At 39.2% G+C, this 24,662-nt stretch carries 3 protein-coding genes and 2 pseudogenes; all 5 read left to right on the forward strand.

Annotated features, from left to right (window positions below; all coding sequences use genetic code 11):
* Positions 1-5,058, forward strand: a pseudogene (locus CEY12_RS22820) (SDR family NAD(P)-dependent oxidoreductase); the annotation flags it as partial.
* A gap of 484 nt (positions 5,059-5,542) precedes the next feature.
* A pseudogene (locus CEY12_RS22535) lies at positions 5,543-20,518 on the forward strand (SDR family NAD(P)-dependent oxidoreductase); the annotation flags it as partial.
* 119 nt (positions 20,519-20,637) lie between these two features.
* Positions 20,638-22,926, forward strand: coding sequence for an ACP S-malonyltransferase (gene fabD, locus CEY12_RS01640; protein ID WP_089026037.1), 2,289 nt, complete (start codon positions 20,638-20,640; stop codon positions 22,924-22,926).
* Positions 22,927-23,898, forward strand: coding sequence for an acyltransferase domain-containing protein (locus CEY12_RS01645; protein ID WP_089026038.1), 972 nt, complete (start codon positions 22,927-22,929; stop codon positions 23,896-23,898). It begins immediately after the preceding gene.
* Between the two features lie 81 nt (positions 23,899-23,979).
* The gene (locus CEY12_RS01650) at positions 23,980-24,633 is read left to right on the forward strand and encodes an MBL fold metallo-hydrolase (protein ID WP_089026039.1); all 654 of its coding nucleotides are present in this window, start codon (positions 23,980-23,982) and stop codon (positions 24,631-24,633) included.
* Positions 24,634-24,662 lie beyond the last annotated feature (29 nt).

Below are 24,662 nucleotides of genomic sequence, written 5' to 3' on the forward strand. Positions count from 1 at the left end.
ATGAGAAAACACCAATTCAACAGTATATATAACGGAAAAGAATTTTTTTTAACGGACCATAAAGTACTTGGGACAAAGATATTACCTGGAGTCACTTACCTTGAGATGGCGCGTGCAGCAGGAGAATATGTTGCCGGAAAAAGCATCACCCAACTGAGGGACATTAATTGGCTGCAACCCGTTGAGTTCAGTGACTTATCCGTCCAGCTTTATATGAATGTCGTAGAGCAGGAAGATAGATTAACCTATGAAATCTTTAGCGGTGAAACAGACATTCAATTGCATACCAAAGGAATTTTAGGGACAGCCAATCAGCAGTCTCCGGAAATGAGAGATATCAATCATCTTTGTGATCTTTTTAAAGATTCCGGAAACTATAAGAAAGGAGCAGAATTTTACCAAATTATGAATTCCATTGGACTTGAGTATGGGAACACCTTTCAGGGAATTCAGGAGATGTATTATGATGGAAAGGCTGCTTTGTCAAAGATCGTTTTACCAGCAGAAGAAGGCTTTGTATGGACTCCGGGAATGATGGATAGTGCATTGCAAACTTGTTTAGGAATCAGCCTTGCAGATCAGAATCAACAGTTGATGTTGCCTTTCAGTGTCAGAGAAATGAATATTTACCAGGCACTTCCGGAAGAAATCTGGTGTTATGTTACCAAAAACAGATCGGGTAAGCTGGCTAACAGTTATGATATTGAATTATTGGACAATACAGGGGAAGTGGTCATCCGTTTTTCTGAATTTGTAGTAGTTCCTCTGGAGAAGAATACCAAAGCAAATGATAGCGCTAATGTAATTCCAGAACTTCACCTATACAATTATAACTGGAAGGCGGAAACTTTAGCAATAAACACCGAATTATCGACAGAAGAAAAAGGTGATGCTCCATTGCTTTTACTTGCTGGCGGATCTGCTGTAATGGCTGATCAGTTAAGCCAAAGATTGGAATGTGAGGTAAAAACCATCGGTGAGGGAACAACGGAGTCTGTTTTTATCCAGGTTTTAGAAGAAATACAAAATAAAAAGTCTCCTAAACTCAAGATTCATTTTGTTTATCTTGTTGCAGACGAGCTTGAGTATGGTTTTATTTCAGCGATGCTAAAAACGGCAGTGCAGGAAAATCAACTTTTACAAGCAAAAACAATAGGAGTAGAAAGCTTTTCAATCAATGAGTTGGATTCATTGACAGAGATTTTACTGGAAGAGCGAGGAAATCATGAGCCGGAAGTACGTTATCATTCGGGACAAAGAGAAGTTCGCAGCTTAACAAAAATTTCTGATGAAAATTTAGGATTAAAAACGGAGATCAAAGAAAATGGAGTGTATTTGATCACAGGTGGAGCCGGAGGATTGGGATTGATCTTTGCCGATTACCTGAACACCATACCAGGAGCAAAATTAATTCTGACAGGCAGAAGTGAACTGACGAGTACACAACAGGAAAAAGTTAAAGGATTTAGAAATGCACAGTATGAGCGTTGTGATGTTACAGATGTAAAGTCTGTTAATGATCTAATTAAAAAGATAAAAAGTACATACGGTTCTCTGAATGGAATCATCCACAGTGCAGGAACCACCCGTGATAGTTTAATAACCAATAAAACGACAGGAGAAGTTCATGATGTTTTCTCTGCTAAAATTGCCGGAGCAATGAATATAGATCAGGCAACAAAAGATCAGGAGCTTGATTTTATGATGTTTTGTTCATCAGTAGCAGGAGTTTTTGGAAATACAGGACAGGCAGATTATGCTGCGGCTAATGCATGGCTGGATCATTTTGCAGGATATCGTGAGAATGAGCGTCTTCAGGGAAAAAGAACAGGAAAAACATTGAGTATCAACTGGCCTTTATGGAAAGAAGGCGGAATGCAGATTGATGCTGAACAGGAAAAATATATGGCCAACCATTTTGGTTTGTGGTCAATGCCTACCTCTGATGGAATTTCTGCTTTTGAAATCTTGTTGAACAGTGCCGCATCACAAGGTGTTGTGGTATATGGTGAGGAGGATAAACTCAACGCATGGGTGAATGGATCTTTATCTCCCAAAACCAGCCAAAAGAAACCAGCTACAAATGATAAAGCATTGTACGCTGCATCCATGGTTTACCTGGGAGATGTAATGACGAAAGAACTTAGAATGAAGAATCATAAGCTGGAAGCCGATACCTCATTTGAGCAGTACGGAATCGATTCTATCATGATTACAAAACTGACGAATCGTCTGGAAAGTATTTTCAATAACATCCCCAGAACTTTATTTTTTGAATGCCAGACATTGGCTGAAGTAACCGAGTTTTTTGTAGATGCTTATCCTGAAAAATTAATTGAGCTTACAGGAATAAAAACAGCATTGCCCGAAGAGCTGCCTGTTGTTTCTCAATCAGCGAGTGAGAGCGTTAAAAACGATGTAAAGCCAGCTGCCATGGAAAGACAGATTACAAGAAATACATCAGCTGTTAATGAGCCTATTGCCATTATTGGTCTTTCAGGTAAATATCCTCAAGCTAAAAACCTTTCAGAATTTTGGGAGAACCTTAAATCAGGAAAAGACAGTATTACGGAAATCCCTGAAGATCGTTGGGACTTGACCGATTTTTATGACGAAGAAAAAGGAAAAGCAGGAAAAAGCTACAGCAAATGGGGTGGATTTATTGATCAGATTGATCATTTTGACCCATTGTTTTTTAATATTTCGGTTCGTGAAGCAGAACTCATGGATCCGCAGGCGCGTTTATTTCTTCAGACTGCCTGGGAAACATTTGAAGATGCAGGATATCCTAAAAAGAAACTGGAAGGTGGAAAAGATAAAAATGCTACCCAACCACAGATAGGGGTGTATGTAGGGGTGATGTATGAAGAATATCCATTGTTTGGAGCTGAAGAAAACGCAAAAGGAAATTTTGTAAATCCAGGGGGAAGTATCAGCAGTATCGCTAACCGGGTATCTTACTTTTTCAATCTGAACGGACCTAGTATGGCAGTAGATACGATGTGTTCATCTTCTTTAACAGCAATACATCTAGCCTGTGAAAGTATCCAGAATGGTAATTGTACAATGGCTTTAGCCGGAGGGGTAAATATCAGTGTACATCCGAATAAGTATCTCATGCTGAGCCAGGGAATGTTTGTTTCCAGTAAAGGCAGATGTGAAAGTTTTGGTGAAGGTGGCGAAGGGTATGTTCCGGGTGAAGGAGTAGGCGCTGTATTGTTAAAGTCATACAGTCAGGCAGTAGCAGATGGAGACCGTATTTACGGTTTAATTAAAGGGACAGCTCTGAATCACGGAGGTAAAACCAACGGATATACCGTACCGAATCCAAAAGCACAGGCTTCTGTTATCAAAGCAGCGATGAAAAAGGCAGGTGTAAAAGCTGAAGACTTTAGCTATATCGAAGCTCACGGGACCGGAACAAGTCTTGGAGATCCTATCGAAATAGCAGGATTAAACAAAGCTTTTGAATCTAAAAACAAACAATTCTGTAGTATAGGTTCCGTAAAATCTAATATCGGACATTGTGAATCAGCAGCCGGAATATCGGGATTGACCAAGGTCTTGCTACAAATGCAACATCGTCAGTTGGTACCATCACTACATTCTGCGGTACTGAATCCTAATATAAAATTTGAAAATACACCATTTAAGGTTCAACAGGAGCTTGAAGAATGGCCTGCATTAAACAATAAACCAAGGCTTGCAGGAATCAGTGGATTTGGTGCTGGCGGAAGTAATGCGCACCTGATTATCGAAGAATATGTAGGTGAAAATGTTTCTTATAAACAGCAAATGCCATTGGTGATTGTATTATCGGCCAAAGATGAAGAAAGACTTCATATAATTGTTAAGAACCTGAAAAAGCATATCGAAAACCAACCTGAAATCAATCTTGATGACCTTGCTTATACCCTTCAAACGGGAAGAGAAGCAATGGAAGAAAGATTGGCTTTTATTGCAGAAGATAAAGAAAATCTACTTTTACAACTGTCTTGTTATCTGGAACAAAATACAGAGAATTTATATATTGGTAACATCCACAATGATCATCTGGGAATCTCATTAGAAGGAAAGTCAGGCATGGCCTATCTGGAAAGTATCATCAGAGAAAAGGAGAGTCATTCTTTAGCGCAACTATGGGTAAAAGGGGTGAATATCGACTGGAATCTGATCTATAATAATGAAAAGCCATCTATGATTGCGCTACCATCTTATCCTTTTGCGAATGAGCGGTATTGGTTTCCAAAGGGAGAAGGAGAATTATCATTAAAAGCAGCATCAAAACTTCACCCTTTATTGCATAGCAATACGTCCAACCTTAAAGAACAACAGTTTACAAGCATTTTCACCGGGAAAGAATCGTTTTTAACGGATCATCTGGTACATGATGTTAAAACATTACCTGGAGTGGCTTATTTGGAGCTGGCAAGAGAAGCAGGAGAGCAATCTGTACAGGAAAAAATAACAAAATTAAAAGACGTTAGCTGGTTAAATCCAATCCAGATAAAACATAAAGAGCAAATTGTTTTTACCAGTTTATTTACTTCAGAAGATGAAATAGAATTTGAAATCTATACCCATGACAATACGGAACAGGTACATTGTAGAGGTATTGTATCTACTGATGAGTTGGTTCCTGCAGAGCAAAAGGATATTAAAACAATAAAATCTGTATTCAAGCAAGAAATAAATGGGAAGGAATGTTATGCTTTATTCAGCGGAGCCGGGTTAGGATATGGTAAAAGTTTTCGTGGAATTCAGGAAATGTACTACAGTGAAGATGAGGTTTTATCCAGGATTTCATTACCTGCGGATCACACTTTTGGTTTAACACCAGGAATTCTGGACAGTGCACTGCAAACCTGTATAGGAATACAATTGGCAAAAAGCAATAAAGAAATCTTATTACCATTTAGCGTAACTGAAATAGAGTTACATCGCGATTTAACAGCTGAATTGTGGTGTCACGTTAAGAAAAACAAAGCAGGAAAGAGAGTAAGCAGCTATGATATTGATCTTTTGAATGATCAGGGACAGGTTGTTCTTCGTTTCAAAGAACTCGTATTATTGCCGGTGAACGGTTTTGTAGCAAATGATCATGTTAATGATACTGAAATGGCTCCAAAAGGACTTAGCTTATTTGCTGATCATTGGAAATTCGAACCCGAACCAACACAGTCACTTACTGATGCAACCCCTATCATCATATTGGCGGGAGGATCCGGAACAATGGCTGATGATCTTTATAATCATTTTTCATTAACAGTTACCGCTATTAATACGGTTAAAGAAGAAGATTTCTTTATGGAAATACTTTCTCTGGCAAAAATGGTGATGCCTCATAAAAATGCTACCCAAATTGTAGTTGCTTGTAGCGAGGATCAATATTATCAGTACGGTTTTATTACAGGTTTACTAAAAACATTAACCCAGGAAAACCCAAGGATTACAGGAAAACTGATCACAGTAGAAGATCTGGTATTTCAGAATATGGAAGAATTGGGTGGTATTCTGACCAACGAACAAAAGAATACAGACCATGAAGTACGCTATTTAGCAGGAAAACGTGAGGTAAGATCAATGGAAAGCATTTTAGTTGATTCTTCCACAGCTCCTGTTCAGATCAAATCAGACGGCGTGTATCTGATTACCGGTGGAGCTGGTGGATTAGGGTTAATCTTTGCAGGATATATTAATAAAACGGCAGGGGCAAAAATTATCTTAACAGGTAGAAGCTCACACTTGAACTCTTCTCAACAAAATGCTGTAGATCAATTAGGCAATGCATTCTATTATCCTTGCGACATCAGCGATGAATCAGCAGTCAATGGTCTTGTTCAAAATATCATTGAAAATCACACAAAACTTGATGGTATTATTCACAGTGCAGGAGTTATTCGTGACAGTATGATCCTTCAGAAAACAAAAAAGAAGTAAAAGAAGTTTTTGCTGCTAAAATAAAAGGAACCAGAAACCTGGATCTTGCAACGAAAGATATTCCTTTAGAGTTCATGATCACTTGCTCTTCCGTAGCAGGTGTGAATGGAAATGCCGGGCAGTCTGATTATGCTTCAGCAAATACCTGGATGGATAATTATGCTCACTACAGAGAAAGTGAACGCATGAATGGCAGACGCTATGGAAAAACATTAAGTGTCAACTGGCCACTCTGGAAAGAAGGTGGAATGCACATCAGTGCTGAAGCAGAAATCTTTATGATGCAACACTTTGGTTTGGCACCGATGCCAACTGACGTGGGAGTTGAAGCATTTGAAAGCTTAATGAACAGTGGGATTACTCAGGGAATGGTATTGTTTGGACAAGCTAAAGAAGAGATGGTTTTGGTGGAGAAATCAGAAGAAAGATCTTACTCTTCATCAATACAAACTTCTGTCAATAATGATAGCCTATACGATGCATCCATGATCTATCTGCGTGGTCTACTTGCAAAAGAACTGAGAATGCCAGAAGAAAAATTAAAGGCTGAAGTTCCTTTTGAACAGTACGGAATTGATTCTGTATTGGTGATCAGACTTTCCAATTGCCTGCAGGATGTGTTTGGTAAGCTACCTCGTACTTTATTCTTTGAGTACCTTACTCTGAAAGAGCTTTGTGGCTACTTTATGGAAGCCCATCGTTCATTGCTTTTAGAATTAACAGGCTTAGCGGTGGTTAAAGTTTCGACACCTGTGGCAAAAGAAGTGACAAAAACGGAAAGACCTGTTGAACTTCAAAGCAGACGTCAGCGTTTTTCAACAGTACAGCATCAATCCGGACATAAAAATAAAAGCGAAGATATTGCCATTATCGGGATCAGTGGACGTTATCCCGATGCCAATAACCTTGAAGAATTCTGGGAAAACCTTAAAATCGGAAAAGACTGTATTACGCAGGTTCCGGCAGACCGTTGGAATGCGGATGAAATGTACCACGAAGAAAAAGGACGTCCGGGAAAAAGCTACAGCAAATGGGGCGGATTTATGAATGACATCGATAAGTTTGACCCCTTATTTTTCAGTATCTCACCAAGAGAAGCGGAATTGATGGATCCTCAGGAACGTCTTTTCCTGCAGACTGTTTGGGAAACGATAGAAGATGCCGGATATACCCGTGACAGCATACGTTCAGAAGATGCCGAAACCGGAATTGCTAAGAAAATAGGAGTCTATGCAGGAGTAATGTACGAAGAGTACCAATTATTCGGTGCTGAGGAAAGAATGAAAGGGAATTTTGTAACACCAGCAGGTATTGCGAGCAGTATTGCTAACAGGATCTCTTACTTTTTAATTTCAACGGTCCAAGCATGGCTGTTGATACCATGTGTTCTTCCTCATTAACGGCTATTCATTTAGCATGTAATGATCTGATTATCGGAAATACCGACGTAGCGGTTGCCGGAGGAGTGAACATCAGCGTACATCCTAACAAATACCTGATGCTAAGTCAGGGACGTTTTGTGTCCGGAGCTGGTCGTTGCGAGAGTTTTGGGCAAGGTGGTGATGGATATGTGCCTGGCGAAGGGGTTGGAGCGGTATTATTAAAGCGTGTAAGTGAAGCGATCAAAGATGGCGACCACATTTATGGTTTGATTAAAGGAACAGCCTTAAATCACGGTGGTAAAACCAATGGATATACAGTTCCTAATCCAAAAGCGCAGGCAGCGGTAATCAAAAATGCAATCGAAAAAAGTGGTGTAAAGGCAAGCGATTTAAGTTATGTAGAAGCTCATGGAACAGGAACAAGTCTTGGTGATCCGATCGAAATAGCAGGGCTAAACAGAGCTTTTGAAACAACGGAAAAACAGTTTTGCAGCATTGGTTCTGTTAAATCAAATATTGGGCATTGTGAATCAGCAGCCGGTATTTCGGGATTAACTAAAGTAATCTTACAGCTTAAGCATCAGCAATTGGTACCATCATTACATTCTGCTGTTCTAAATCCTGATATCGATTTCGAAAACAGTCCTTTTAAAGTACAACAACAGCTAGAAGCATGGCCGGCATCTGAGGGAAAACCACGTATCGCCGGAATCAGTGGATTTGGTGCAGGGGGTAGCAATGCTCATATCATCATCGAAGAATATCCAGTGTTACCAGTCAGAAAATTAGGATATGAAATGCCTGCGATCATTGCATTATCAGCAAAACACGCCAGTAGAATTGCCATTCAGGTAGATAATTTGAAAAAGTTTTTAGAAAAAAATAGTCAGGCTGATTTATATGATATCGCCTATACATTGCAAGTTGGTAGAGAAGAAATGGAGGAGAGACTGGCATTCATTGCAACTGATAAGGATGATTTAATGGTTCAGTTAAGCGATTATCTGGAGCATAAAACTATGAATCCAATCAGGGGTAACGTCCGTAAAAAAGATGAAAATTATATTCAACATAAAAATGATTTGCTTTCTATCGCAATGGCTTGGGTGAATGGAGTAGAAACAGACTGGATATCACTTTATCCAAACGGACTTCCTTCAAGAATCAGTTTACCAGTGTATCCATTTATGAAAGACCGTTACTGGATTCCTATCGTAAACGACGGAATTGTACAACGTGGTCAGACTAATCTGCATCCATTATTGCACAGCAATGACTCCGACCTGAGTGAGCAGAAATTTATAAGCACCTATACGGGAAAAGAAGATTTCTTAACACAATGTGAGATCACTAATTATAAGGAATTACCACAACCTGCTCTACTAGAGCTGGCAAGAGAGGCTGGGGAAAGAAGTTTACGTCAACGGATTACACAACTGAGAAATGTATCATGGATTGATCCTATACGAGTAAACGGAGTTCCTGCCAATGTTCAGATCAACCTGTTTAATGCAGGAAATGAGATTGGATATGAAATTTATACAAGACATAAAGAAAATAAAGCACAGCTTAATGGTCAAGGTTTGTTAAACGCAGAGTTTCAGCAACCTCATGATCAGAAAGATATTGAAAATCTGGTTTCACAATATCAGTATTCTCTTGAAAAAGAAACACTTTATAGCTTATTTGCGAAGGTCGGTAAGAATTATGCAGCTGATTTTCAGGGGGTAGAAATATTATATTTCGATAAGCATGATGCATTGGCAAAAATTGTATTACCGGTTACGGATGAGTTTATCCTTTCTCCGGGAGTATTGGACAATATTGTACAGACCAGTACGGGGTGGCTGTTAAGTCAAGGAGAGGAATCTCTTTATCAACCTTCAGATGCAGCCGAAATAACCATTTTTGGAACATTACCTTCAGTGATCTGGTGCTACGCCACTTTTGAGAAAAAGCAAAATGGAGCTTTCTGTTGTCAAATGGATATTATGGATGAGGAAGGAATCGTCTTATTGCATTTCAGAGACCTGGTATTGTCGCCTCAGGTGACCTCTCATGACACTTCAGGCAAAGCTTCATCCATCGCCCATAAACCAATGTGGGACAGGATAATTACACAACCGGAAAATTTAGCTTTAATTGAAGGAAAACATCTTCTTGTAACAGGGGATTCAGATCCTTTATTTAGTGAAGAACTTGGAAAATGGCTGGTGAATCAGGGAGCAGAAGTGTATACGACAGAAGTCTTAGATACCATTCCAGATGATGTATCGGGTGTTTATCTTTTACAGGGATTAACTGGTATTGAGGACGATTCATTAACAGATGATCATTCTGCAAGAGAATTGGCTGTATTTACAAGCATAAAACAATTATTAGACACAGGAATCAAAGGCATGAAGCTTACAGTATTCACTTCCAATACACAAAAGGTTTTACCGGATAGTATGGTAACATCAGCAGGAAGTGGAATTATAGGCATGACAGGAGCTTTGGTGAAAGAACAACCACAATGGACAGTAAACCGAATTGATCTGGATCATTTTTCTTTAAAAGATCCTGCAGGAATCAATTGGAAAGATCTATTTGCTGTAAGTCTGGATAATAAAGAAAATGCAGTTACTGCAGTTAGAAATAGACATTATTACAGACAGCATTTATACCCTGTTGTATTACCTGAGGTAAATTCTTCAATAGTTAGAAACGGAGGGACTTATGTATTCTTAGGTGGTGCCGGTGGATTAGGAAAAGCAACTTCAGAATACCTGGTGAAAAAATACCAGGCGAAGATCATTTGGTTAGGAAGAAGGGCAGTTGATGAGGGGATTATGATGGCACAAGAAGAAATTGCTAAGCTAGGTCAGAAGCCTGAATATTATCAATGTGATGCCACAGATTCAGAACAGGTTGAAAGAGCCTATAAAATGATTAAGGAAAATCACCAGGAGGTACATGGTTTATTTCATTCAGCGATCGTATTACACGATATGCTTTTGAAAAATATGACCGAAGATGATTATAAAAAAGCATTGATGCCTAAATCTCTGTCCAGCCAGAATTTGGTGCAGACTTTCAAAAATGAACCTCTTGATTTTATTTGTTTCTATTCCTCGGCACAGGCATTGGTTCATGCTCCGGGGCAGGCTAATTATGCTTCAGGATGTTCTTTTAAAGATAGTTATGCCCTTAATGTAAACCATCAGTTGAATATTCCTGTTAGAATTATCAACTGGGGATATTGGGGAGAGATCGGTATTGTATCAGCGGATGGCTATAAAGAAAAAATGAAACAGGCGGGCATTGAAAGCATTGATACAGAAGAAGGAATGCATTTACTCGAAACTGTATTGAATAGTAATGAACAACAAATTGTTGCCCTAAAGCTCTCTGCTGCAACAGCTGCTGCTATGCCTACCATGCATCATAATAAAGAGATTTCACAAGTTGAATTCAGCTCAGTATTACAATTGGAGGAAGCAGACGCCCTTATCTATCCAAAAGCAGATGAGCAGGATCAGATATTTGAGATGCTTTGTTGTAAAGGGATATTGAAAGTATTACTTCAATTGGGACTGGAAGACAAGCAGACTACAGGGCAAACAATCAGTAGTTTAAGATCTCAGCTTTCCATTAGTGATAAATACGAACAGTTATTTTTTGTTTTGATTGACTTATTGGAGACAAAGGGATATGTGTCTGTAAAAGATGCTCAGGTTTTTGTAACTGCAGAAACGAAAGAAGAGCTCAATGATTTCGATTTCGAACAGCAGATGGGTGAGCTGGTAATGAAAGGACAGGAATATCGTCCTCATGGGACACTGCTTAAGATTTGTCTGGAGTCATTTATAGAAATCATCACAGGGAAAATCCAGGCCACTTCAGTGATGTTTCCAGGAGGAAGTATGGATTATGTAAGTGGCATTTACAAAGGAAATGCTCAGTCAGATTACTTCAATGACTTGCTGACGGGGGTCATCAAAAATTCTGTGGCTGCCAGTATTCCTTATTTGAAACCGGGCGAAAAGATCCGAATATTGGAAGTAGGTGCAGGAACCGGAGGAACCAGTCAGTTTGTTTTCAAAGCATTGGAACCTTATAAAGATCATCTTTTCTATTTGTACACGGATCTGTCACACAGCTTCCTTCATTACGCAGAACAGCAGTATAAAACAATGGCGCCGTATCTGGAAACTGCTATTTTGAATATAGAATCGGATCCTTCTGATCAACAGATAGAAATAGGAAGTTATGATATTGTGATTGGTGCTAATGTAGTACATGCCACTAAAAACATGGCCGTAACCCTGAATAATATCAAAGCCTTATTAAAGCAGGATGGCTTACTCATTATGAACGAAATAGCACGCACAGAACTGTTTACCACACTGACCTTCGGATTATTAGACGGGTGGTGGCTGTATGAAGATGGCGGAATACGATTAAAAGGAAGTCCGGGACTATCAGCAGAAGGTTGGAAAGATGTTCTGAAAGAAACAGGTTATTTAGAGCCTGTAAGCTATCCTGAAGCCAGACTTTCACAACAGATCATATGTGCTACGAGTGATGGAAAGATCATTTCAGCATCAAAACAACCAGAGAAAAAACATGAAATTAAAACAACAGCTGTTGCTCCACAAATCACAGCTGTTCCAAAACAGAAAATGCCTGTTATGAAAAAAACAATAGATAATAATAGCCTGATCAGTCAGCTTACTAAAATAGCTGCGGATTTAATTAAACTTCCACCAGGCAATTTTGATATAGAATGTCAGTTTATGGATTATGGTTTTGATTCCATTCTTAGCATGGAGCTGATCAAGAACATTAATGAGAAACTGAACGTCAACTTAAAATCCACAGATATTTTCAGCTATGGAACCGTTCAACAGCTTGCTGATTATTTAATGCAGAATTTTAGCGAAGCATTGCAAGTTGAGATTCCTGCTGAAAGTCCAAATCCTGTTAAATTTCCAGAAATGGAGATATCCAGAAAAACACGGTTTACAGAAACCCTGAAAACTTCAGAACCTACAGTGTATCGACATGAAAATGATATCGCTATCATAGGGATGAGTGGACAGTTTGGGGCTGCTAACGATCTTGATGCATTTTGGGAAGTACTGAAAAATGGAAAAAGCCTGATCGGTGAGGTACCGGCAAGCAGATGGCAGGGATATACCAACCATGAAGGGCCAAAATGGACAGGTAGTTTCTTGTTGGACATCGATAAATTCGATCCAGTATTCTTTAAGATCTCTGGAAACGAGGCCGAAATGATGGATCCACAACAACGTTTGTTTCTTGAGCATTGTTGGAAGGCTATTGAGGATGCCGCGATCAATCCAAAAAGCTTAAAAGGCAGTAAATGTGGGGTGTATGCAGGAGTAGCGCCAAGTGATTATAATATCCGTGAATGTGAAGAGGCTTCTGTAATGTGGGGGAACTCCAGCGCTGTATTAGCAGCAAGAATATCTTACTTCTTAGACCTTAAAGGACCTGCAATTTCTGTAGATACAGCGTGTTCAAGTTCTCTTTTGGCGATGGACATGGGATGCAGCAGCTTACAAAAAAGGGAAACAGATCTGATTATTGCAGGTGGAATTAATATTATGACAACGCCTAGTTTTTATTCTCTGGCCAGCAGAGCGGGCATGATGTCTTCTACTGGACAATGCCATACTTTTGATAAAAAAGCCGATGGATTTGTACCAGGTGAGGGAGTAGGTGTTGTGATTATGAAGCGTCTTGCGGATGCAGAACGTGATGGAGACAGAATTTATGGTGTGATCAAAGCCAGCTTAACCAATCAGGATGGAGCTTCTAATGGAATTACTGCTCCAAGTGTTTTAGCACAGCAGGAACTTGAAAAAGAAGTGTATAAGAAGTTCAATATCAACCCTGAAACTATTAGCTATGTAGAAGCACACGGTACGGGAACCAGTTTAGGGGATCCTATTGAGCTGGATGCTTTAACCAACGCTTTTAGAAAGTATACGGAAAAAACACAGTATTGCAGAATCGGAAGTGTTAAAACCAATATCGGTCACACTTTAGTAGCTGCTGGAGTAGCAGGGGTTCTGAAAATTATGCTTTCCCTGAAGCATAAGCAATTGGTACCAACCCTGAATTTCGAGGAATGCAATCCTTTAATTGACCTCGTAAACAGTCCTTTTCAGGTAGGAAGTGATTTAACCGATTGGAAAACTGAAAAGGATGCTCCAAGACGTGCAGCGATCAGCAGTTTCGGTTTCAGTGGAACCAATGTACATATGGTTATTGAGGAATATCCGGAAAACAACGCAGTAACAGTATCTGATGAACCTGCAATGATTCTTGTTTCTGCTAAAAATACAGAAAGGCTTAAAAACCAGGTTGGTAATTTGGTGTCGTGGTTAGAAAGACATCCTGGGGCTAATATCCAGGATATTGCGTACACCCTGCAAATCGGAAGGGAACCAATGGAAGAACGCCTTGCTGTAATTGCTGCAGATCAGACAGATCTGATGCTTCAGCTGAATGAATTCCTGAAAGGGAATACGGAACATCTGATGACCGGAAATATCAAAAAGAATAAAGCCGACTTTTTATTGGAAGGAGGCGCCGGAAAGGCTTACATCGACTACGCCATTGCTCATGGCGAAGTAAAGTCTTTAGCATTGCTATGGACAAAAGGAGTAGTCATCAACTGGGATCTATTATATACCCACAAACGTCCGAACAAAATAAGTCTTCCTGCGTATGCTTTTGCTCGTCAGAGCTATTGGATTCCAACCGTTAAGATTGTTGGAACGAGTCAGAAAACCAGTTATCTGCATCCATTGGTCCACCGTAATACCTCAACAGTTAAATCTTTTCAGTTCTCCAGTATTTTTACAGGAATCGAAGAGTTTTTACGTGATCATAAAATACAAAACGAGATCATATTACCTGGGGTAGCCTATCTTGAAATGGCAAGAACTGCAGGAACCGAACTTTTGTCAGAAAAGGTAACTACTCTTAAGAATATTGCATGGATGAGCCCTGTACGTATCAATGGAAAGGCAGAAGAAGTACATATTCGTTTGAAAAGCATCAATGATGATCTTAGTTATGAGATCTATTCATTAAACGGACAGGAGCAACTACATAGTCAAGGACGTATCTCGACACAATCTTTACCGATGAAGAATGCATTTGATCTTAAAGCGATTCAAAACAGATTATCAGAGACTATTGATGGAACGACTTGTTATGACATTTTCAGACAGATGGGATTGAATTATGGAGATAGCTTCATGGGAATAGAGAATATGTATTATTCAGATTCAGAAGCATTGTCTAGGATTACATTACCGAAACTGGAAGGATTCAGTGTTTCTCCAGGTCTTTTGGATAGCGCATTGCAAACCTGTATGGGAATGGGCTTTATCGATAAAAAACCGGTTACCCAGCTTCCTTTCAGCGTGAAAGAAGTTTTGTTCTACGAAGAACTGCCATTAACGGTATGGAGCTATGCCAGAAAAAGTAAAACCAACCAGGGAAATGGAACTGTTATTACCTACGACGTAGATATTCTGAATGAAAATGGTAAAGTTTTGATGAGTTTCCATGATTTTGTTACGCTTCCGATCGATGGTTCTGATAAAACTGAATCACAGGACATAGCAACAGATGCCTGCATATTTACGATGAATTGGGAAGAATGTGAAGCCGAAAATCTGGCAGAAAAAGAAAATGAAGCCATTCCATTGGTCTTATTGGTTGACAGTCCTGCACAGTTAGCTGAAAGTCTAAAAACAGAATTGGGAATCGAAACAACAACGATTGACGGAGAGATTGCAGAAGATTACCTGATCGATGTGATGTCGATGATTAAAAAAAGAACCTTAGAAAAAAATACGTCCCATTTACTGATCATTTGTTGTATTGCCGATTATCATGACTATGGATTTATTTCAGGATTGCTTAAAACAGCCAGCCTTGAAAATCCGGGAATCACAGGTAAAATCATTAGCGTAGATAGACTTTCTGTGAAAGATGCACCGGAACTTACCTCAATCTTACAGACAGAGCTTAGTACTGCTGATGCTGAAATCCGTTATGAATCAGGGTTGAGAAAAGTGAAAAAACTGAATGAAATTAATATTTCGGATAATGATGGATTAAAAATCAAAGAAGGCGGTGTTTACCTGATCGTTGGCGGAGCTGGCGGAATAGGCAGATTATTCGCTACCCATATTAATAAAGTGCCACAAACGAAAGTGATCTTAACGGGCAGGGGGCAATTAGATGGAGAAAAAGAAACGTTTATTGCCGGGCTTGCTCATGGGGATTATTTCAGTTGTGATGTCAACAACAAAGAAGAGGTCGTTCACCTACTGAGTCAGATCAAGGAGAAATACCAGAAAATAGATGGAATTATCCACAGCGCAGGCGTAACTCAGGACAGCTTAATCATCAATAAAATTCCTGAGGAAGTACAGACTGTATTTGCAGCTAAAGTAAATGGAGTTAAAAATATTGACGAAGCCACCAAAGATGAAGCTCTTGACTTTATGGTTCTGTTTTCAGGATTGGCAGCCATAACAGGAAATCCGGGTCAGGCAGACTATGCAGCAGCGAATGTATATCTGGACAATTATGCCGTGTACAGAGAGGCTGAGCGTAATAAAGGGAAACGACAAGGGAAAACGATCAGTATCAATTGGCCATTCTGGAAAGAGGGCGGAATGGTAATGGACCAGACCAGTCAGGAGTATTTAGACAAACAATATGGATTATCACCTTTACCAAATGCTGTTGGAATTAATATTTTCGATCAGTTATTAGGCAGTAATTATACCCAGGGAATCGTAACCTATGGGAAGGTTGATAAAATACGCTCCCAGTTATTGAACAGATTGGTGGTAAAACAGAAGCATACACCGGTTCAGTCTTTGCCTAAAAATGTTGAATTACAAGATAAAGTGGCTTCAAAATTATTGGAGATCACCGCCCTGCTGCTGAAACTCTCAGAGAGCGATATTGAAAGGGATGAAAAGCTAAGTGATTATGGATTCGATTCTATTTTACTGATCAAGTATTCCAATGAACTTAATGATTTCTATGATACGGATCTGACGCCGGCTGTTTTCTATAATTATCCAACGATCAATGATCTGGCTGATTTCCTTATTGAAGAATACCAGGAGAAAATAGTAGCCGTTCATCAACCAGAAGCATTACAGGATAGTAACATCAATGAAGAAGAAGTGATTCAGGAGGAAGAATTACCGAGATTTCCACTGTCAGAAGGTCAGAAAGGATTATGGTTTATACAGCAGCTGGAACCAGAAAATGTGAATTATAATGTTCCGGTATCGTTTATCATTCCAGGGACTATTGATCATGAAGTAGTAAAGAAAGCATTCCAGTTAACACTTGATGAATATCCGGTTCTTAAATCAGGTTTTTATACCGACGAAACGGGAGAGATTTATAATCAGATTCGGAATATAACAGAAGGTGAAGTGGATGATCAAGCACTTGCTGAAGGTCAGAATATCAATGAAGTTTCCTGGAGCCTGGTAAGGATTCCGTTTAATCTGGAAACCGAACTACCTGTAAGATTATATGTCAGAAGAGACCTTACAACAGATAAAAATTATATGTTGTTGGTATTTCATCATATCATTTTTGATGGAATGTCAAGTTCTGTGTTTATCGCTTCTCTTTTTGAGAAATACCAGAAGCTTTCAAACGGAGAAAAGGTAGTGGCTAAAGAACCAGATTTTGCGTATTTCAGTTATGTAGAATGGGAAAAGAATTTTATTCAAAGCAAGAAGGGTGAAAAAAGTCTGGCGTATTGGAAAAAGAACCTGTCAGGAACATTACCAATACTCAATTTACCTTATGATCTGTATAAGCAGAACAGCACCAAAACAACCACGATCGGTATTGAAAGAATGAGATTGGGTCAGGAGCAGGTAGATCTGTTAAAGGATGTAAGCAAAAAACTGAAAGTGAATCTTTCTGTTTTATTCTCAGGGATCTATGCCATGCTGCTTCATAAGTTGACCACAGAAGAAGATCTGTTGATCTTAATGCCAACTGCAGGACGTCCTAAAAAGGAATATGAAAACAGTATCGGATATTATGTCAATATGATGATATTACGCAGTAGAGTATCGGGAGATCAGACTTTTGCGGATTTAGTGAAAAATATCCAGAAAGGAATGATCAACGGAATGTCTCATGCGGCATATCCTCTACCTAAATTACTATCAGATCTGAATTTAGACCGTTCAGGAAATAGAGAAACACCATTTAAAGTATCATTTATTTATCAGAATATTTTTGATGAAATATTAACCGGTGGAGGGTCCGGTGTTCAGATTTACGATGAAGTATATCAGGAAACAGCTCATGTCTATTCTTTGGAAATACAGGATTTAAGAAAAGAAATTATTGTAAGCCTGAAATATGACCAGGATGTATTCAGTCCGGGTCTGATCAATCAGCATATGGGATATTTCATGGAATTAATGAATGGGGTACTGGAGAATACGGCAAGGCAGATAAAATCTTATGAAGTTTTATCTAAAGAAGAGATCAATTATTTCTTACACGAAAGAAATGATACAGTGGTTGAATATCCGCAACATAAAACATTATCAGATCTTTTCGAAGAACAGGTTCTTAAAACTCCTGACCAGATAGCAGTGGTACACGACGGAAAAAGAATTACATATGCAGAACTGAATGAAATGGCGAATCGACTGGCAGGTGCTCTTGTAAAATCCGGTCTTCCGGCTAACGCTCCTGTAGCCATGGTTTCCCATAAAAGTCTGGAACAGGTTTGGGGCGTGTTAGGAATTTTAAAAGCTGGTGGACACTATATTCCTGTTAAAGGCAGTCTTCCTGAAAACAGAATGAATGAACTGATTGCACAAACCGAATCCACTATTGTTTTGGTACAGCCGGACTATATGGATAAAATAAGCTGCGCTGAAGCTGTAAAAGTAATCCTTCTGGAAGAAAAGACATTTGTTGACGAATCAGTAGCTCATGAAACTGTAAAAGTTCCGGATACAGAACTGGCTTACATTATTTTTACATCAGGTTCTACTGGAAAACCAAAAGGAGTAATGATCGATCATCGTGGGGCTGTCAACACCCTGTATGATATGAACGCAAGATTTGGCATCACCTCAGACGATAAAGTATTTGGTATATCTGATCTCAATTTTGACCTTTCTGTTTATGATATTTTCGGAACATTTGCCTGTGGAGCAACACTGATCCTGCCTCTTGAAACAGAGGGATTGAATCCGGATATCTGGCTTCGTTATGTTAAAGAAGAACAGGTGACTGTTTGGAACTCAGTACCTCAGATTGTTAACCTGTTGATCGAAAGGCAGGAAGATACTGCTGAAATGCATCTTGCCAGCTTAAGAATGTATTGGATGAGTGGTGACTGGATTCCTTTGGATGTACCGGGCAGAATAAAAAATATCAACCCTAACAGTGCTGTAATCAGTCTGGGTGGAGCAACAGAAGGTTCTATATGGTCCATTCATTATCCGATCGGTGAGATTGATCCTTCATGGAAGAGTATTCCATATGGTTACCCTTTAGGTAATCAGGAAATGTATGTATTGGACAGCAACCTTTCTCCTTGTCCTGTAAATGTTCCCGGAGATATTTATATCGGCGGAATCGGTGTGGCTAAAGGCTATCATCAGGATCCTGAAAAGACCGCTGCAAGCTTTATTAAACATCCGGGAATGGAAAAACAACTGTATCGTACCGGAGATATTGGGTGTCAGCATCCTGATGGATTTATCGTATTCCTTGGAAGACAGGACGGACAGGTTAAGATCAACGGATTCAGAGTGGAATTGGGTGAAGTAGAAACCATTTTACAACTATCTCCACTTGTTAAGCAAGGTCTGGTTCTTACGATCGAAGATGATAACAGAAATAAGAGACTGGTTGCTTATGTCGTTGCGAATGATGTTTTTGATAAAGAAGAATTGCAGAAGCATCTTAGGGCTCACCTGCCAGAATATATGGTTCCATCCATATTCATTGAAATTGATAAAATTCCATTGTCTTCTAACGGAAAGGTTGATCGTAAAGCTCTGCCAAGTGTTGATCCAAATGATATTGCAGAAAGAGAATTTACGGCGCCATCAGATGAAACAGAACATGCTCTTGCTGAGATTTGGATTCAATTATTAAAACTAAATAGAGTGGGCATTCATGATGATTTCTTTGAGGTTGGCGGAAATTCATTAACGATGATTCAGCTTGCCCACAAGATCAATATGGTATTTGATAAAGATATTCAGTTGATCCATATCATGAAAAACCCAACCATTGCCGGAATTAAAATACTGATCAACGGTAATGAAGAGTCGGGTGAAGAATCTGTTTTAACCTTAAGAGAAGGCAGCATGGAAGAGGTAACTTTTATTATTCCAGGTGCACTTGGGTCAACAGAGGGGTACTTTACCCTGGCAGGTAATTTACCGGGAGAAGGAGCTGTATATGGGTTGCAGATGAAAGGAATTACTGAAGATGAGGCTCCTAACACGAGTATCGAAGCTATGGCAACTTATAATCTTGAACAGATCAGAGGAACCGGAGTAATAGGGGGGATCACTTTAATGGCTCACAGTTATGGAGGTATTGTCATCTATGACATGATCAGACAGGCGAAAGAATCCGGTATTGAGATCGAAAAAGTTATTTTCCTTGATTGCTTCACCGATCCGCTTTCCTCTTTCAATTCTTTAGGGGAAACTGAAAAACTGGGAACCTATTTCAGATCACTGATCCAATTCAGCCAGCCATGGTTGAGTGAAGAGGCAGTAGAAGATCTTGTTAAACAGCTTCCAGAAGAGAATTACATGCAATTTATCTGTGATACAGTTAATACACTTCCGGCTAAAACAGTAGCAAGAATGTGGGAAGTATTTCGCGCTTCTATTTCCGCAGTTTATCAGATGGAAGAAAAACTGGATCAGACTATGATTTTTGTACAAGCTGATAACTCCCAGCTTTCGGGAGAAGATTGGGGAGACCAAGGCGCTGCTGCTGGCTGGGATCAATATTTCAGTGAAGTACAGATCATCGACTCAGAAGCTAATCACTTTACCATTGTGAATACTCCGTATTGTACAGAATGGCTAACCAAAATAAATACCAAAGAAAATATAAAACAAACACTTTAATCATCACACTAAACACACGATAATCATATGAAACACCCATGTCAAAAATTATTTTAACAGACAAAGAGATAATGATGGGTGTTCCATATGACCATAAAAACAATAAATATTAACATATGAAAGTAGTAATGTTCCCGGGTCAGGGATCCCAATACAAAGGAATGGGAAAAGACCTTTTTGCTCAGTTCAGACAAGAAACGATTTTAGCATCAGAAATATTAGGGTACGACCTTGAAGAATTATGCATCAAAGACCCTGAACGCCAGTTGGGAAAAACACAGTTTACTCAACCTGCATTGTATACGGTGAATGCATTTACCCATTATGCCAATCAATCAGGAAATAAACCGGATTTTTATATCGGACATAGCCTTGGAGAGTATAACGCTTTATTAGCGGCCGAAGCATTCAGCTTTGAAACCGGATTAAGACTGGTTCAAAAGAGGGGAGCATTAATGGCTGCAGCGTCCGGAGGCGGAATGGCTGCGGTATTGGGACTTAAGGTTGATGATGTGCAAAAATTATTATTGGAAGGAGGTTATAGCGATATAGATATTGCCAATATCAATACGCCAACCCAGATCGTTATTGCCGGACCTCAGGATTCTATTGATAAGATCGTACAGGAATTTGAAGAACGTAAAATAAAGATATTTCCTCTTTTTGTAAGCGCACCTTTCCACTCAAGATATATGAAACCTGCTGCAACAGAATTTAGGGACTATCTTCAAAACTTCAGCTTTACAGAATTAAAAACTCCTGTCATCGCGAATGTTACAGCAAAACCTTATCCGGAAGGTCAAATCATTGATCTTTTGGCTAAACAGATCGAAAGCTCTGTACAGTGGACCGATACCATCAGGACTTTAATGGGAAAAGGAGTTTCAGAATACGAAGAAACCGGAAGTGTTATTTTAACTAAAATGGTCAATGAAATCACAGAAAACTGTACTCCATTGATCCATGAAGAGGAAATTGTAATGGAAACCCCAAAACCTCATGTAAACGGAGCTGTAAATGGTAAGATAAACGGAGAGGCTTCTAAAAAAGAATGTCTTTCCACCCGTCTGGGAAGTGATGAATTCCGTAAAGATTATGGTCTTAAGTATGCGTATGTAGCAGGATCCATGTATAGAGGAATTGCTTCCCCTCAGTTGGTGGTACGTTTAGGAAAAGCAGGATTCATGGGCTTTTTGGGAACAGGAGGAATGCCTTTGGGAGAGATAGAGAAAAATATTATTAAAATTCAGGAAGAACTGACTAATGGAGAACCTTACGGAGTGAATTTCCTGCATAATTTAAATGATCCGGCTTCTGAAATGAAAGCTGTAGAGCTTTTACTTCTTTATGGAGTAACGAATATTGAAGCTTCAGCTTATATGCAAATGATGCCTGCATTGGTTTACTACAGATTAAAAGGTTTACAGAAAGGACCAAATGGTGAAGTACTATGCAAGCATAATATTATTGCAAAAGTTTCCAGACCTGAAGTAGCGGAAGTATTTATGCGTCCCGCACCTGAGAAAATAGTGAGACACCTTTTGGAAGAAGAATTGATCACAGCAGAGCAGGCAGCGCTCTCCAAAAAAGTACCGATGAGTTATGACATTTGTGTAGAAGCAGATTCTGGTGGACATACCGATCGTGGAATCGCAATGGTCTTATTGCCATCCATCCAGCGATTAAGAGCAGATATCATGGCGGAATATAATTATGACAAAAACATACGAGTTGGATTGGCAGGTGGAATTGGTACCCCTCAGGCAGCAACATGTGCATACATCATGGGAGCTGATTTTATTGTAACTGGTTCTGTCAATCAATGTACCGTAGAAGCAGGAACCAGTGATGCGGTGAAAGATCTTTTACAGGACATCAATGTTCAGGATACCGACTATGCGCCTGCTGGGGATATGTTTGAAATTGGTGCTAAAGTTCAGGTACTCAGAAGGGGAGTTTTGTTTGCGGCAAGAGCTAATAAACTGTATGCTTTATATAATCAGTACAATAGTTTAGATGAAATTCCTGAAAAGACTCTTATCCAACTGGAGAAAACCTATTTCGAAAAAAGCATTGCAGAAATATGGAACGAAGTGCGCGAATATTGTAAAAATGTAGGAGCTGATGCTGAAATCACTAAAGCTGAACAAAATCCTAAAAATAAAATGGCACTCGTTTTCCGTTGGTATTTCGGATACACCAATAAACTGGCTTTTGAAGGGAATATTGAAAACAAAGCTAATTTCCAGATTCACACAGGATCTGCATTAGGAGCGTTTAATCAATGGGTGAAGGGAACTCCGATGGAAAGCTGGAAAAAACGTCATGTAGACGAAATAGGAGTCAATATTATGGTGGGAGCTGCAAAATTATTAGAGAACACAGCATTAATGGTCAATAATTAAATGACAGAAAACGGATTTAAAAAGCACATTGTATTCTTGTTTTCCGGACAGGGGAGTCACTATCGTGGGATGGGACGGGAGTTGTATGAGCAGCATCCAAAATTTAAAAGTTGCCTGGAAAAGCTGGATACAATCGTACAAAAGCAATTGAACTACTCATTGATTGATGAACTGTATAATAATACGGAAGAATCATTCGATGATTTGCTGATCACCCATCCTGCGATTGTTGCCGTAGAAATTGCCCTGTATGAAGTCATGGTGGATCTGGGAGTACAGCCGGACTTTATATCCGGGAACAGTTTGGGAGAGTTTGCTGCTGGGGTGGCAAGTGGAGTATGGGATGCCTCCACGGCTGTAGAAGCTGCTATAGAACAAGCTAAAGCCATCTGTCGTGCTGATATTGAAGGCGGAATGTTGGTTGTATTTGATGAAGAGAAAAAACTTAAAAGTCTTTATGAAAAGCATCAGCTATTTCTTGCATCGGATAATTTTAAAGGACATTTTACTTTATCAGGTAAAACTTCTCATTTAGACTTGTTTGAAAATGAATTGTCTGAGCAGGGAATTAATTCTTTTCGATTGCCGGTCAATGTTCCATTCCATTCACCATTAATGAAAACTGCAAAAGGTAGCTTTGATCAATATATAAGCTCAGTAAGTACGTTTAATGTTCCCAAAGCAGGTTTTATATCAGGTTTTGAAGCAAAAGAGATGCATGAATTGACTGATAGCTATTTCTGGCAGGCAGTAAGCCAGTATACCAATTTTACTAAAATAATTGATCTTCTGGAAGCCAAAGGTCCCTGTCTGTATATTGACATGGGACCTTCGGGAACCAGTGCAGCATTTGTTAAATATAATCTACAACCCGGTACTCATTCGGAAGCATTTCAGATTATGAGCCCTTACAGAAGAGAAATGGGGCAGTTAGAAAAATTAGAGAACATAATTAAAAACACAGTATCATGAAACACCTACGTCAAAATTTTTTGGAGCACAAAGAAGTGATTATGGGTGTTCCATTTGATCGTTAAAAAAATATATCAATAGATGAAAGTAGAAGTTTTCCTCACCTCAGGACAAGGGATTAAAAACCAATGTTACCTGATTCATAATGACCATTCCGGAATCCTGATCGATCCGGCCTGGGATTATGAGCTTATCAGCCGTTTCTTGAGAAATAATAATATTACATTAAAAGGGGTTTTGTTGACCCATTCTCACCACGATCATACAGATCTGGCTTCAACTTTTGCAACATATTATGGAGTTCCTGTATATATGTCAGCCATTGAAATACGACATTATGATTTTACATGTCCCAATCTCATTGCTGTGCAGCATTTACAGGAAATTATTATAGGGAACTATACTGTAACAGTTTTACTGACTCCGGGACATACAAAAGGAAGTGTATGCTATCTGATCGATGGGCACTGCTTTACAGGAGATACCATTTTTATTGAGGGAGTGGGAATCTGTGATAACAGTGGGATTAATTCACTATATGATTCTGTACAGTTTATAAAGCAGTACCTGCCCCAGCAGACGTTGATCTGGCCGGGGCATTCATTTGGAGAACAACCCGGAAAGGAATTAGGCTTTTTATTGCATAATAATATCTATTTTTTGCTGAACAGGAGAGATGCATTTACAGATTTCAGAATGCGGAAGAACCAACCGGATCCCTTTTCTTTCAAATAATATAGTTACTTTTATATCTCCATTGATGG

Origin of the sequence: Chryseobacterium sp. T16E-39 (assembly GCF_002216065.1) — a bacterium.
Lineage (GTDB): Bacteria > Bacteroidota > Bacteroidia > Flavobacteriales > Weeksellaceae > Chryseobacterium.

Excerpts from the sequence above, each read along its gene's own strand:
- fabD (WP_089026037.1), top strand. The coding sequence starts at position 20,638 with ATGAAAGTAGTAATGTTCCCGGGTCAGGGATCCCAATACAAAGGAATG.
- CEY12_RS01650 (WP_089026039.1), top strand. The coding sequence starts at position 23,980 with ATGAAAGTAGAAGTTTTCCTCACCTCAGGACAAGGGATTAAAAACCAA.
- CEY12_RS01645 (WP_089026038.1), top strand. The coding sequence starts at position 22,927 with ATGACAGAAAACGGATTTAAAAAGCACATTGTATTCTTGTTTTCCGGA.